Source organism: Streptomyces sp. NPDC048441 (assembly GCF_043200235.1).
Classification (GTDB): domain Bacteria; phylum Actinomycetota; class Actinomycetes; order Streptomycetales; family Streptomycetaceae; genus Streptomyces.
In genome coordinates, this window is sequence record NZ_JBICXM010000015.1 from 189,622 (window position 1) to 203,298 (window position 13,677).

Consider the following 13,677-nt stretch of genomic DNA (forward strand, 5'->3'; position numbering starts at 1 on the left):
TGAACGTACGCGAAGGACCCGGGAGCCGTCGTGACTTCCGGGTCCTTCGTCTGGGTGCTCGCGGCTACGCGGCCAGCTTCGTCAGCGTCGCGTCGATGCGGGACAGCGACTTCTCCTTGCCCAGGATCTCCAGGGACTCGAAGAGGGGCAGGCCGACCGTGCGGCCCGTGACGGCCACGCGGACCGGGGCCTGGGCCTTGCCGAGCTTCAGGCCGTGCTCCTCGCCGGCGGCCAGGACGGCCTCCTTGAGGGACTCCGGAGACGTCCAGTCGGCGGCGTCGAGCTTGGCGCGGGCCGTCGTCAGGAGCGCGGCGGGGTCGCCCTTGCCCATGGCCTTCGTCCAGGACGCCTCGTCCTCGACGGGCTCGTCCAGGAACAGGAAGTCCACGTTCTCCGTGATCTCGGAGAGGACCTTGATGCGGGTCTGGGCGTGCGGGGCGATCGCCTCCCAGGCCGCCTGGTCGAACGCCTCGGGGGCCCAGTTGGCGTGCGGGGCCTTCAGCCACGGCTCACAGGCCGCCGCGAACGCCTTCACGTCCAGCAGCCGGATGTGGTCGGCGTTGATCGCCTCGGCCTTCTTCAGGTCGAAGCGGGCCGGGTTGGCGTTCACGTCCGCGAGGTCGAACTTGGCGACCATGTCCGGGATCGAGAAGACGTCCTGGTCCGCGGAGAACGACCAGCCCAGGAGGGACAGGTAGTTAAGGAGGCCCTCGGGGAGGAAGCCACGCTCGCGGTAGAGGTTCAGGGACGCCTGCGGGTCACGCTTGGAGAGCTTCTTGTTGCCCTCGCCCATGACGTACGGGAGGTGGCCGAAGGCCGGGGTCTCCTTGGCGATGCCCAGGTCGGCCAGCGCTCCGTAGAGGGCGATCTGGCGCGGGGTCGAGGAGAGCAGGTCCTCGCCGCGCAGGACGTGGGTGATCTCCATCAGCGCGTCGTCGACCGGGTTCACCAGGGTGTAGAGCGGTGCTCCGTTGGCGCGGACGATGCCGTAGTCCGGGACGTTCTCCGGCTGGACGGTGATCTCGCCGCGGACCAGGTCCGTGAACGTGATCGCCTCGTCGGGCATACGGAAGCGGACGATGGGCTTGCGGCCCTCCGTCTCGTACGCGGCCTTCTGCTCGGCGGTCAGGTCGCGGCAGTGCCCGTCGTAGCCGGACGGCTTGCCCGCGGCGCGGGCGGCGTCGCGGCGGCTGTCCAGCTCCTCCGTGGAGCAGTAGCAGTAGTACGCACGGCCCCCGTCCAGGAGCTTGGCGGCGACGTCCTGGTAGATGTCCATGCGCTGCGACTGGCGGTACGGCTCGTGCGGGCCGCCGACCTCGGGGCCCTCGTCCCAGTCGAAGCCCAGCCAGCGCATCGACTCGAGGAGCTGCTCGTACGACTCCTCCGAGTCGCGAGCCGCGTCGGTGTCCTCGATGCGGAAGACCAGGACGCCCTCGTTGTGCCGGGCGTAGGCCCAGTTGAAGAGAGCGGTGCGGACCAGGCCCACGTGGGGATTGCCGGTCGGCGAGGGACAGAAACGGACGCGTACGGGGGTCGCGTTAGCCACGCTTGATCACCTTGTTGGTGAGAGTGCCGATGCCTTCGATGGTGACGGCGACCTCGTCGCCGACGTTCAGGGGGCCGACTCCGGCCGGGGTCCCCGTGAGGATGACGTCGCCGGGAAGCAGCGTCATGGCCTCACTGATGTGCACGATCAGGTCCTCGATGGACCTGACCATCTCCGCCGTACGGCCGAGCTGGCGCTGTTCGCCGTTGACCGTGCACTGGATGGTCAGGTCGGAGGGGTCGAGGTCGGTCTCCACCCAGGGGCCGAGCGGGCAGGACGTGTCGAAGCCCTTGGCCCTGGCCCACTGCTTCTCGCGCTTCTGCACGTCACGCGCGGTGACGTCGTTGGCGCAGGTGTAGCCGAGGATGACGTCACGGGCACGCTCGCGCGGGACCTCGCGGCACATGCGCCCGATGACCACGGCCAGCTCGGCCTCGTAGTGCAGCTCCTGCGAGAAGGAGGGGTACGCGATGGCGTCGCCGGAGCCGATCACCGAGGTGGACGGCTTGAAGAAGGCGACCGGGATGTCCGGGACCTCGTTGCCGAGCTCCGCCGCGTGGTCCGCGTAGTTGCGGCCGATGCCCACGACCTTGTTGGGGAGCACCGGGGGCAGCAGCCTGACCTTGCTCAGCGGGACCTTCGTACCGGAGAGCTCGAAGTCCGCGAACGGGATGCCCTTGATGATGTCGAGGACGAGCCCGTCGGTCGTTCCGGGGGGACTTTCGCCCTCGACCGCGCCGAAGGCGACGTTGCCGTCGATGGAGAACCTGGCGATGCGCAAGAGCGGTGCCCTTTGCTGGAGGGAGAGTCTGACCACCCCAGGTTAACGTGGCCGTGTGCCGCCAGGCCTTCCGTGCCCCGCGGCTTCGGCCGCCGTCGATCGCGCTGCGCGCTCGTCCTCAGACGCCGGACGGACTGAAGGCCTCGGGGGCGTCCATCAGGACCGTGCGCCGGGGATTGGCCGTCACCGTCGGCAGTTCCAGTGCGTGGTCCGGCTGCTCGGCGGCGGGGGCGACCTCCTGTGCGTCCGTGAGGTGGGCGAGGGTGGTGCGGCGCGGGTTGGCTATGTTGTGGAACATCGCCGACTTCACAGTCTTCATCTGCTGTTCAGGCCCTGTCAGTTGAGGCGTCGTGTCGTGGACGCGGGTTGTCGGATTCGCCATCCCTGTAAAGCGTCAGGCTAAACATCCAATTCCCGGCCAAAGCCCGGATGAGGCCATGATCTTGATGTGAGTTTGCTCACGAACTAGCGGGCAAATGGGTCAATTCAGGCTCGTGGAGGGCTTGTTGGAATCGGACATTGCGCCACTGAAGCCATCATTCCGCTCCTGATCATGAACACTGGGACACCCCCTCCCCGTAGTCACATTGCGCTGGATGTACCGTTTTGCCCTGAATCACTTTCTACATCTCGTGACGCGACACTCACGCGGTGTCACGGAGGTCACGGCACAGCACACGGGCCTTGTTGGAGATCCTGCACTGTGCTGGAATTCCCGGGACCGCCGCGGGATCGAACCGGCGCGCAGGGGCGCAACGAAGCGCCGAGTGGCGGCGGGAAAGGGGAGCAGCGCCGGTCACTCACGACCACCATGGGGCGTTTTCGCGCCCCACGACGCCGACACCGTCCCACCGTCTCAAGCGGCGGGACGCCTGGTCCAGAGGTTGCGACGCTAGTGCAGGGACGTTTCAAGAGGGATGGCAGCGCCGCGGCGGAGCCGGAGCGCGGCGGGGCCGCGGCCCCGCACGCCCAGAACGCCGGGCAGGTACCGTCCGGCGAGAACGGCCTCGGTGCCACGCGCGGAACAGGTGGCGGCAGTCTGCCGTCGGCCGGTGCAAAGGCGGGTGGTCCGACGGGCTCGGCGAAGCCGCCCACCGGGCCCGGCTCGCGAATAGCCCTGCGCAACTGGCGCATCTCCACCCGTCTGGTCTCGCTGCTCGCGCTCCCCGTGATCACCGCGACCTCCCTCGGCGCGCTCCGTATCAACGCGTCCATGGACGAGATCCAGCAGCTCGACAACATGAAGCTGCTGACCGACATGACCAAGCAGGCCACCGAGCTGGCCTCGGCGCTCCAGGAGGAGCGCGACCGCTCGGCAGGCCCCCTCGCGCACGGCGCGAAGGCCTCGGACTACGTGGTCAAGGGCGCCCGGCAGAAGACCGACCGCGCCTACAACCGCTTCCTCCAGGGGACGCAGGACCTCGACGACACCGAGGGCAACAAGGGTCTCCTCGGCGTCCGGGCGAACACCGTCGAGATCACCCAGCAGCTCCAGAAGATCAACGACGTACGCAAGAACGCCTACGCGGACTCGGGCTCCACCTCGCAGACGGTCGACGCCTACAGCCAGCTCATCGAGCAGCTCCTCGCGCTGTCCACGGACATGGCGCAGGCGACCAGCAACCCGGACATGATCCAGCGCACCCGCGCCCTGGCGGCCTTCTCCTCCGCCAAGGAGTACGCGTCGGTGCAGCGGGCCGTCATCGCGGCCGCGCTCCCGGCGGGCGACACCACGTTCGGCAAGATCTCCGAGACCGACCGGCTCTACGGCTTCGCCGCGCTGGACAAGGAGAACTCGCAGCTCGACGCCTTCAAGGGCATCTACGCCGGTAACCCGGACGAGCTGACCAAGCCCATCGACGGCGGCAACGCCTCCATCAAGGGCGCCGACTCCTACGCCAAGCGTGTGCTCGGGCAGGGGGGCGGCATCAAGCTCCAGGACAAGCGCTCGTACAAGGACTGGGTCGACGCCGACACCACCAAGATCGACGCGATGTCCAAGATCGAGCTCACGCTGCTCAACGAGATGGAGCAGAAGGCCCGCGAGCTGCGCAACGAGTCCGAGCAGACGGCCATCCTCAACGGTGCGCTGATCCTGCTCGTCCTCGGCGTCTCCCTCGTCGGCGCCTTCGTCGTGGCCCGGTCCATGATCCGCTCGCTGCGGCGCCTCCAGGACACCGCGACCAAGGTCGCCCAGGACCGCCTGCCCGAGCTGGTCAAGCAGCTCTCCGAGGCCGACCCGCAGGACGTCGACACCTCCGTCGAGTCCGTCGGTGTGCACTCCAGGGACGAGATCGGCCAGGTGGCCGCGGCCTTCGACGACGTGCACCGCGAGGCCGTCCGCCTCGCCGCCGAGCAGGCGTTGCTGCGAGGCAACGTCAACGCGATGTTCACCAACCTGTCGAGGCGTTCGCAGGGTCTCATCCAGCGTCAGCTGTCTCTCATCTCCGAGCTGGAGTCCCGCGAGGCCGACCCGGACCAGCTGTCCTCGCTCTTCAAGCTCGACCACCTCGCGACCCGTATGCGCCGTAACGGCGAGAACCTCCTCGTTCTCGCCGGTGAAGAGCCCGGTCGCCGCTGGACCCGGCCCGTTCCGCTCGTCGACGTGCTGCGTGCCGCCGCGTCCGAGGTGGAGCAGTACGAGCGCATCGAGCTCTCCGCGGTTCCGACGACCGAGGTCGCCGGACGCGTGGTCAACGACCTCGTGCACCTGCTCGCCGAGCTCCTCGAGAACGCGACGTCGTTCTCGTCGCCGCAGACCAAGGTCAAGGTGACCGGTCACGCACTGCCCGACGGCCGTGTGCTCATCGAGATCCACGACACCGGCATCGGCCTCTCCCCCGAGGACCTCGCCGCGATCAACGAGCGGCTCGCGTCGCCGCCCACCGTGGACGTCTCGGTCTCGCGCCGCATGGGTCTGTTCGTGGTCGGCCGTCTGTCGCAGCGCCACGGCATCCGTATCCAGCTCCGGCCTTCGGACTCCGGCGGTACGACCGCGCTCGTCATGCTGCCCATCGATGTCGCCCAGGGCGGCAAGAAGGCGCCGAACAAGCCCGGTTCGCCCGGCCCCGGCCAGAGCGGTGGCCCCGTCGCCGCACAGGCCTCGGCGGGTGCCGCCGCCGCGCGTCGTGGAGTCGGTGCCGGAAACGGTGCGCCCGGCTCGGCGGGGCCCGCGGGTGCCGCGGGCAGGATCGCTGCCGGTCCGCCTCGTGGGCAGGTCACGGGAGCGGGGCCGCGGGCCGCGCTGCCCTCGCGTGACGCGGGGCCGCGAGCCGGTTCGCCGTCCGCTCCGGTGGGGGCCTCCGGTCAGCAGCCTCCTCAGCAGGGGCAGCCCGGACAGGGTTCCGGTTCCGGTGGCAGCCTCTTCGGGGGCAGGCCGGGCGGTGGCCGTGGACAGGGCTCCGCGCCGCAGCCTCCCGTACCCCAGCAGCGTACGAATCCGGCGAACCCCGCCGCGAACGACGCGGGCCAGCAGGGGCGCAGGCCGCAGCTGCCGCCCCGTGGTGGTGGCCCGCGAGCCGAGCTTCCCGGGGGCAACCCGCAGCCGCGCGTGCCCAGCTGGAGCGACGAGAACGCGCAGCCGCAGGTCTCGCGCGAGCCCTTCGACACCCCGCGTGGGCACGAGGAGCCGGAGACCACCGGGCAGTTCCCGCACCCGGCGGCCGGCAACAGCGTGCAGGGGCCTGGATCGACCGCCGAGTTCGAGCGGCCGGACTTCAACGGGCCGCCGCCCGGCACGGGTTCGCCGCAGAACACGCAGAACACCGGCCAGCAGGGTGGTCAGGGCCAGGGCAACCAGCAGGGCACCGGGCAGTTCGTCCGCCCGGATGTCTTCGGCGGCCAGGACACCTCCGCCGGCACGGGCCAGTTCCAGCGTCCCGGCACCACTGCCCCCGGCTACAACAACGGCATGGCGCCGGGCGCCGGTGCCCCGGGCGTCCCGAACGCCCCGCAGCAGCGTGGCTCGCGTGACGCGGGCATCCCGCCGCAGCCTCCGGTGCCGTCCAGGCCGCAGCAGCCGTCCCAGTCGCAGCAGCCTCAGCAGCCCGTGCAGCAGCAGCCCTCCCAGCCCGGCGAGCTGCCGCCCGCAGGTCCCGGTGACGGCCGCACCCCGCTGTTCGACACGCTGGAGACCAACTGGTTCCAGCAGCAGCAAGAGCAGCAGGGCCAGCAGCCCGGCGCCCCGCAGGGCGGTGGCCGCTCCCCCGAGCCCGCCGCTCCCGAGCAGCAGCGGCCCCAGCGTCCGCAGCGGCCTCAGCCCACCTCCCCCCTGCCTTCGCGACCGCAGGCACAGCAGCCGCAGGCACAGCAGCCGCAGGCACAGCAGCCGCAGAACCCGGCAGGGCCCCCACGCCCGACCGGCGCGCCCGCTTCCTCCTCCGGCTCCGCGTTCAGCGGAGGCGGCGGCGGGAACGGCGGCGGGAACGTCAACAACGTCACGAACGGCAGCGCCGCATCCTGGCGCACCTCGCCCAACGACGAGCTGGGCCGCCAGGCCGAGCGCGTCAAGAAGCCGTCCGCAGGCGGCATCACCACGTCCGGCCTGCCGCGCCGCGTCCCGCGAGCCAACCTCGTCGCGGGCACCGCACAGGAGCAGCAGGAAAGCACAGGTCCGCAGGTCTCGCGTGCGCCCGAAGAGGTACGCGGCCGGCTGACGAATCTCCGTCGGGGCATCCAGCAGGGTCGCCAGGCCGGTACCGGCCAGACCGGCAGCTTCCCCACTCACCAGCAGGAGCGTTAGTTGAGTCCGAGCCAGGCGGCACAGAATCTGAACTGGTTGATCACGAACTTCGTGGACAACACCCCCGGGGTGTCCCACACGGTCGTGGTCTCCGCCGACGGCCTCCTTCTGGCGATGTCCGAGGGCTTCCCGCGTGACCGCGCCGACCAGCTCGCGGCGGTCGCGTCGGGCCTGACCTCCCTCACCGCAGGAGCCTCCCGGATCTTCGAGGGCGGTGCCGTCACGCAGACCGTGGTGGAGATGGAGCGAGGGTTCCTCTTCCTCATGTCGGTCTCCGACGGCTCGTCCCTGGCCGTGCTCGCGCACCCCGAGTGCGACATCGGCCTCGTCGGGTACGAAATGGCCCTCCTCGTCGACCGCGCCGGTGCCGTCCTCACCCCGGACCTCCGCGCAGAACTGCAGGGCAGCTTGCTCCACTAGTTCCGCCCATCGGCCGCCCCACCGACCGACCGTACGTACTGACCAACCGTCCGGCCGCCATTTGTGCCCCCACCGGCTCTATCGACGGCACGCAGACCACCTGCTGTCCCGCCCGGAGGATCCATGACCCCGCCCAACGCCTCTCACGATCCGTACGGCTCTCAGGCGTCGTACGGCTATGAAGGCGACCAGCCGCTGGTGCGTCCATACGCGATGACCGGCGGCCGGACCAGGCCCCGCTACCAGCTCGCGATAGAGGCGCTGGTGAGCACGACGGCCGACCCGGCCCAGCTGATGGGGCTGCTCCCCGAGCACCAGCGGATCTGCCACCTGTGCCGCGAGGTCAAGTCGGTGGCCGAGGTGTCGGCCCTGCTCTCCATGCCGCTCGGCGTGGCCCGGATCCTCGTGGCGGACCTGGCCGAGGCCGGGCTCGTCGCCATTCACCAGCCCGGCGGCGACGAGAACGCCGGCGGTCAGCCTGACGTGACACTGCTCGAAAGGGTGCTCAGTGGACTTCGCAAGCTCTAGCAGCGGAGCAACAGCCCGCTCCACCACCTCCGCGAAAATCGTGGTGGCGGGCGGCTTCGGCGTGGGCAAGACCACGTTCGTCGGGGCAGTCTCCGAGATCAACCCGCTGCGTACCGAGGCCGTCATGACGTCCGCATCGGCGGGCATCGACGACCTCACACACACCGGAGACAAGACCACCACCACGGTGGCCATGGACTTCGGCCGCATCACCCTGGACCAGGACCTGATCCTGTACCTCTTCGGTACACCCGGACAGGACCGCTTCTGGTTCATGTGGGACGACCTCGTACGCGGCGCCATCGGCGCCGTCGTACTCGTCGACACCCGCCGCCTCGCCGACTGCTTCCCCGCCGTCGACTACTTCGAGAACAGCGGCCTCCCCTTCGTCATCGCCCTCAACGGCTTCGACGGCCACCAGCCCTACACGCCGGACGAGGTGCGCGAAGCTCTCCAGATCGGTCCCAACACCCCGATCATCACGACCGACGCACGACACCGTGCGGACGCAAAGAGTGGCCTGATCACGCTGGTCGAGCACGCACTTATGGCACGACTCAAGTAGACAGGGCAGTACGGCAGTTACCGTAGATTCAACAGAGCGGGCTGTGTCCTTTGACACGGACGGCCGCTCTGTTCATAACGTTTCGACAGAGAATTCGCCGGACGCCACCACGCGTCGCGGTCATCCGGTGTCGCTGTGCTCACAAGAGCCCCGCCTTTTGGCGGGGCTCGCTCTATTTGACCGTTTTATCTGAGGCTTACACCACTCGGAACTTCCGCTTCCCAGTGTTTGGAAGACGGCGCCCTGACGTGCTGGAATGCGCTGAACTGCCCAGTAGCACGGGCCTTGGAGACGACAGCGGGACCAGTTCAGGTCCCGCCGCCGAGAGGTTGTTGGTCGAGTGAGGCGAAGCAAGCCGAGCCCCGCACCGCCGCATACGCGGGACACGCGGGGCAACTTCACCCCGCCGCCGCGCACAGCGGCGTCCCCCACCGATGTGCAGGGCATGGAGGCGCCGGCGCCCAGCGGCGGCAGAATGTCCCCGCGCAACTGGCGCGTGCCGACCCGCCTGAACGCGATCCTCCTCATACCCGTGCTGGTCGGCCTCGTCATGGGCGGCTTCCAGGTCAAGGGCTCGATCGACACCTGGAGCGAGGCCCAGGACGCCGAGCACACGGCCCGCCTTGTGCAGGCCTCGCTGAACTACGGCAACCGCCTCATCGAGGAGCGCGACCTCTCCGCCGCTCCCCTGCTGCGCGGCAAGAAGAACGACCCGGTCGTCGTGAAGGCCCGCAAGGCCACCGACAAGGCCGGTGACGAGTTCGACGCCGCCGCCGAGAACATGCCGCAGAAGGAAGGCCTCGAGCGCCGCCTCGAAGGCTTCCACAAGGTGGAGCCGGGTCTGCAGGCGCTTCGCCAGGCCGCGTACACCTCCAAGCTCTCCGGCGCGCAGACCGAAGAGGGCTACGTAGCCATCCAGCACCCCCTGATGGAGTTCGCCAACGAGCTCGGTCTGGGCACCGGAAACATCACGAGCTACGGCCGCACCGTCTACGCGATCTCGCTGACCAAGGCCGCGCTCTCCTTGCAGCGCTCCCTCGGCACGCACCTGCTCGTCAAGCCGGGCCCCACCGCCACCAGCCTCGGCAAGCAGCGCGTGGCACTCTCCTCGTACGCCTACCTCGAAGGCATCGCCATCGAGGAGTACACCGGTGGTGGCACCCCCGCCGACGTCGCCAAGCTCGAGGCCGCGAAGAAGAAGCTGACGGCCGACGGCGAGAAGCAGGCCAAGCAGGCCGCTGCCGCCGCGAAGGCCAAGGGCGAGACGTTCGTACCGCCGCCGTCCTCCCAGGCGATGGTCGCGGCCATGGCGCAGCTGCAGAGCACACAGCCCAGCGCCCGCGTCGCCCTCGCGGGCAAGGGCGTCACCCCCCAGGCCTGGTGGGCCACCACCACCGCCAAGTTCGACGCGTACCGCACCATCGAGTCCGACCTCGCGGACAAGGCGGTAAAGGAGGCGTCGGACATCGCGTCCAACGCCCAGCGCAGCGCCTACATCAACGGCGCCATCGTCGTGATCGCGCTGCTCGCCGCCTTCATCCTGGCCGGGCTCATGGCCCGCCAGATGAGCCGCGCGATGCGCCAGCTGCGCACCGCCGCCTTCGGTATCGCCGAGCAGCGCCTGCCGATGCTGGTCGACCAGCTCTCGCGCACCGACCCCGGCCGCGTCGACACCCGCGTACAGCCCATCCCGATCACGTCCACGGACGAGATCGGCGAGGTCGCCCGCGCCTTCGACCAGGTGCACCGCGAGGCCGTCAGGCTCGCCGCCGAGCAGGCTCTGCTCCGTGGCAACATCAACGCGATCTTCACCAACCTGTCGCAGCGCAACCAGTCCCTGATCGAGGGCCAGCTGACCCTCATCACGGACCTGGAGAACAACGAGGCCGACCCGGACCAGCTGGAGAGCCTCTTCCGCCTTGACCACCTGGCGACCCGTATGCGCCGCAACGGCGAGAACCTCCTCGTTCTCTCCGGCGAGGAGCCGGGCCGCCGCTGGGACCAGCCGGTCCCGCTGGTCGACGTGCTGCGCGCCGCCTCCTCCGAGGTGGAGCAGTACGAGCGCGTCGAACTCTCGGGTGTCCCGGAGGCCGAGATCCACGGCCTTGCCGTGACCGACCTCGTGCACCTGCTCGCCGAGCTCCTGGAGAACGCCACCACGTTCTCCTCGCCGCAGACCAAGGTCCGCGTCACCGCGACCCGCCTTCCCGACGGCCGCGTCATGGTCGAGATCCACGACAAGGGCATCGGCCTCACCGCCGAGGACTTCGCGGACATCAACCACAAGCTGGCCAACCCGCCGACGGTGGACGCCGCGATCTCCCAGCGCATGGGCCTGTTCGTGGTCGGCCGTCTGTCCGACCGGCACGGCATCCGTGTCCAGCTGCGTCCTTCGGGCGAGCAGGCCGGTACGACCTCGCTCGTCATGCTCCCCGACGGGATCACGCACGGTGGCGGTGGCGAGAACCAGCTGCCCGAGTCCGAGTTCACGGTCTCCTCGATCATGCCGGAGCAGCACGCTCCCGAGCAGCCCGCGTTCGCGCACCAGCCGATCCGTACGGCCGCCGAGCTCGGCTTCGACGACAGCCGCTACAACGGCGACGGGGCCGACTCCCCGGATCTCGACCCGGTGGGCCGCTCGCTGATGCGTGAGGAGCGGCGAGCCGCTCTGGAGGCGCAGGCGCAGTCCGCCGACGGGCGTCCGCTGTTCCGCGACGAGGTCGACGCACCGCAGGGTTTCGACCAGCAGAGCTTCGACCAGCAGGGCTTCCAGCAGCAGGGCGGTTACGAGCCCGGGTACGACCAGCAGGCTCCCGCGTACGACGAGTACAACCAGGGTCAGGTCGCACAGCCGTCGTACGACGATCCGTACTACCCGGCGCAGGACGGCTACCAGGACACCTACACGGAGGCCGGTCACGACGACCACGCCGCTCGTACGGGTGCTGTCTCCGAGCCGTTCGCGGCCTATCCCGACCGCTCTCACCAGGACGACTGGCCGGGTCGTGAAGGATATGAGACGAACTCGGGTGCGTATCGGACCGAGTACTCTCCGGAACCGGAATCCGGTCCCGTGGCTCCCGCGAACGGCGGGGAGCGCGTAGGCTTCGAGCGTCCCGGACCGGCCCCGTCCGCAGTGCAGGACACGACCTCCGCAGGTCTTCCGCGCCGCGGCTCCACCGGCGCGAACAGCAACGGCAACGCCCCGGCCCCCGCCCCGGCCGATCCCGGGAACGGGAACGGGACTGGGGACGGCAACACCGAGAGCAGCAGCTGGCGTTCGCCCAACGACGACCGCTGGCAGCGCGCCGAATCGCTGAAGGAGCCCAAGGCGGGTGGGGTCACCCCGTCCGGTCTCCCGAAGCGGGTACCCAAGGCCAATCTGGTCGAGGGCACGGCGGAACAGACCCCACAGGGCGGCCCTCAGGTCTCCCGCGACCCCGAGGACGTTCGGGGTCGACTGAGCAACCTGCGCCGCGGCGTCCAGCGGGGACGCAGCGCAGGCAGTGACACCACGAATGGCCAGGGCTTCGGCTCTGACAGCACCTACAACCAGGAGCGTTAGTGTGAGCCCGATGAGCCAGGCGGCGCAGAACCTGAACTGGTTGATCACCAACTTCGTGGACAACACCCCTGGGGTGTCCCACACGGTGGTGGTCTCCGCCGACGGACTCCTTCTGGCTATGTCCGAAGGCTTCCCCCGCGACCGAGCCGACCAGCTCGCGGCCGTCGCATCCGGTCTGACCTCCCTCACCGCCGGGGCTTCCCGGATCTTCGAGGGCGGTTCCGTGACCCAGACCGTTGTGGAGATGGAGCGAGGATTTCTCTTCCTTATGTCCATCTCCGACGGTTCCTCGCTGGCCGTACTCGCCCACCCGGATGCGGACATCGGTCTCATTGGGTACGAGATGGCGCTTCTTGTCGACCGCGCGGGGACCGTACTCACGCCCGACCTGCGTGCGGAGCTGCAGGGGAGCCTTCTCAACTAGTAGACGTACGGTGCGTTTTCGCGTCCCGTGGCCGTAAGGTTTCGAGACGCGGCTCCAGAATGATGGTGCCCGGCACAGTCGGAGGAGGAGTACGTGGCAGGCTCAGGAACACCCCCGGACGGTTCGTCATCGGCCAACTGGTCGCCTGGTCACGGCCAGGGGCAGGGACCGTACGACGGGGCGCCCAACCGTTACAACTTCCCCTCCGCACCCAGCCAGCACCGCAGGCCCTACCAGCAGCCGCAGCAGCCGGGCCCCCGCCAGAGCCCGTACGAGCAGCCTCATACCCCCAGGATCCAGCCAGTGCAGCCACAGCGACGCGCTCCGGAACCGGCGCCTGCCGGGTCTGCGAGCAACCCCCTGGTGCGCCCGTACGCCATGACGGGCGGCCGCACCAGGCCCCGCTACCAGCTCGCCATCGAGGCGCTGGTGCACACCACCGCACAACCGCACCAGATGCAGGGCCAGTTGCCCGAGCATCAGCGGATCTGCAATCTGTGCCGCGAGATCAAGTCAGTCGCCGAGATCTCGGCACTCCTCACCATTCCCCTCGGCGTCGCCCGGATCCTCGTAGCCGACCTGGCGGAGGCCGGACTTGTCGCCATCCATCAGCCGGGCGGCGACGAGTCCGCCGGCGGCCAGCCAGACGTGACACTGCTCGAAAGGGTGCTCAGTGGACTTCGCAAGCTCTAGCGGCGGAGCAACAGCCCGCTCCACCACTTCCGCGAAAATCGTGGTGGCGGGCGGCTTCGGCGTGGGCAAGACCACGTTCGTCGGAGCGGTCTCTGAGATCAACCCGCTGCGTACCGAGGCCGTCATGACGTCCGCATCGGCGGGCATCGACGACCTCACACACACCGGAGACAAGACCACCACCACGGTGGCCATGGACTTCGGCCGCATCACCCTGGACCAGGACCTGATCCTGTACCTCTTCGGTACACCCGGACAGGACCGCTTCTGGTTCATGTGGGACGACCTCGTACGCGGCGCCATCGGCGCGGTGGTCCTGGTCGACACCCGCCGCCTCGCCGACTGCTTCCCCGCCGTCGACTACTTCGAGAACAGCGGCCTCCCCTTCGTCATCGCCCTCAACGGCTTCGACGG

At 69.3% G+C, this 13,677-nt stretch carries 11 protein-coding genes; 8 read left to right on the forward strand and 3 right to left on the reverse strand.

Going from position 1 to position 13,677, the window contains the following annotated elements; translation table 11 throughout:
* Positions 1-64 precede the first annotated feature (64 nt).
* The 3 genes from gltX to ACGFSB_RS31405 all read right to left on the reverse strand — a co-directional run bounded on the left by gltX (position 65) and on the right by ACGFSB_RS31405 (position 2,646).
* On the reverse strand, positions 65-1,546 hold the full coding sequence (gene gltX, locus ACGFSB_RS31395) for a glutamate--tRNA ligase (protein ID WP_393406211.1): 1,482 nt from the start codon (positions 1,544-1,546) through the stop codon (positions 65-67).
* The gene (locus tag ACGFSB_RS31400; RefSeq protein WP_393406213.1) at positions 1,539-2,327 is read right to left on the reverse strand and encodes a fumarylacetoacetate hydrolase family protein; all 789 of its coding nucleotides are present in this window, start codon (positions 2,325-2,327) and stop codon (positions 1,539-1,541) included. Before ACGFSB_RS31400 ends, gltX begins: the two co-directional genes overlap by 8 nt.
* A gap of 118 nt (positions 2,328-2,445) precedes the next feature.
* On the reverse strand, positions 2,446-2,646 hold the full coding sequence (locus ACGFSB_RS31405; protein ID WP_393406239.1) for a hypothetical protein: 201 nt from the start codon (positions 2,644-2,646) through the stop codon (positions 2,446-2,448).
* Between the two features lie 576 nt (positions 2,647-3,222).
* Here ACGFSB_RS31405 and ACGFSB_RS31410 point away from each other — a divergent pair.
* The 8 genes from ACGFSB_RS31410 to ACGFSB_RS31445 all read left to right on the forward strand — a co-directional run.
* A complete protein-coding gene (locus ACGFSB_RS31410) occupies positions 3,223-7,068 on the forward strand; it encodes a nitrate- and nitrite sensing domain-containing protein (protein ID WP_393406215.1) in 3,846 nt (1,281 codons plus the stop codon).
* On the forward strand, positions 7,069-7,488 hold the full coding sequence (locus ACGFSB_RS31415) for a roadblock/LC7 domain-containing protein (protein WP_098244998.1): 420 nt from the start codon (positions 7,069-7,071) through the stop codon (positions 7,486-7,488).
* A gap of 123 nt (positions 7,489-7,611) precedes the next feature.
* On the forward strand, positions 7,612-8,016 hold the full coding sequence (locus tag ACGFSB_RS31420; RefSeq protein ID WP_160507411.1) for a DUF742 domain-containing protein: 405 nt from the start codon (positions 7,612-7,614) through the stop codon (positions 8,014-8,016).
* The gene (locus ACGFSB_RS31425; RefSeq protein ID WP_249587535.1) at positions 7,997-8,581 is read left to right on the forward strand and encodes an ATP/GTP-binding protein; all 585 of its coding nucleotides are present in this window, start codon (positions 7,997-7,999) and stop codon (positions 8,579-8,581) included. The genes ACGFSB_RS31420 and ACGFSB_RS31425 overlap by 20 nt, the downstream gene beginning before the upstream one ends.
* Positions 8,582-8,921: 340 nt before the next feature.
* Complete coding sequence (locus ACGFSB_RS31430; protein ID WP_393406219.1) at positions 8,922-12,146, forward strand: nitrate- and nitrite sensing domain-containing protein; 3,225 nt, start codon at positions 8,922-8,924, stop codon at positions 12,144-12,146.
* A 10-nt stretch (positions 12,147-12,156) separates the two neighbouring features.
* Entirely contained in the window at positions 12,157-12,570 is a 414-nt protein-coding gene (locus ACGFSB_RS31435) for a roadblock/LC7 domain-containing protein (RefSeq protein ID WP_135330751.1), read from the forward strand.
* A gap of 93 nt (positions 12,571-12,663) precedes the next feature.
* Complete coding sequence (locus tag ACGFSB_RS31440; protein WP_393406221.1) at positions 12,664-13,263, forward strand: DUF742 domain-containing protein; 600 nt, start codon at positions 12,664-12,666, stop codon at positions 13,261-13,263.
* Positions 13,244-13,677 (forward strand): ATP/GTP-binding protein (locus ACGFSB_RS31445; protein WP_393406223.1); only part of this gene is annotated, 434 nt, incomplete at its 3' end. The genes ACGFSB_RS31440 and ACGFSB_RS31445, both read left to right, overlap by 20 nt.

Excerpts from the sequence above, each read along its gene's own strand:
- ACGFSB_RS31405 (WP_393406239.1), bottom strand. The coding sequence starts at position 2,646 with ATGAAGACTGTGAAGTCGGCGATGTTCCACAACATAGCCAACCCGCGC.
- ACGFSB_RS31420 (WP_160507411.1), top strand. The coding sequence starts at position 7,612 with ATGACCCCGCCCAACGCCTCTCACGATCCGTACGGCTCTCAGGCGTCG.
- ACGFSB_RS31435 (WP_135330751.1), top strand. The coding sequence starts at position 12,157 with ATGAGCCAGGCGGCGCAGAACCTGAACTGGTTGATCACCAACTTCGTG.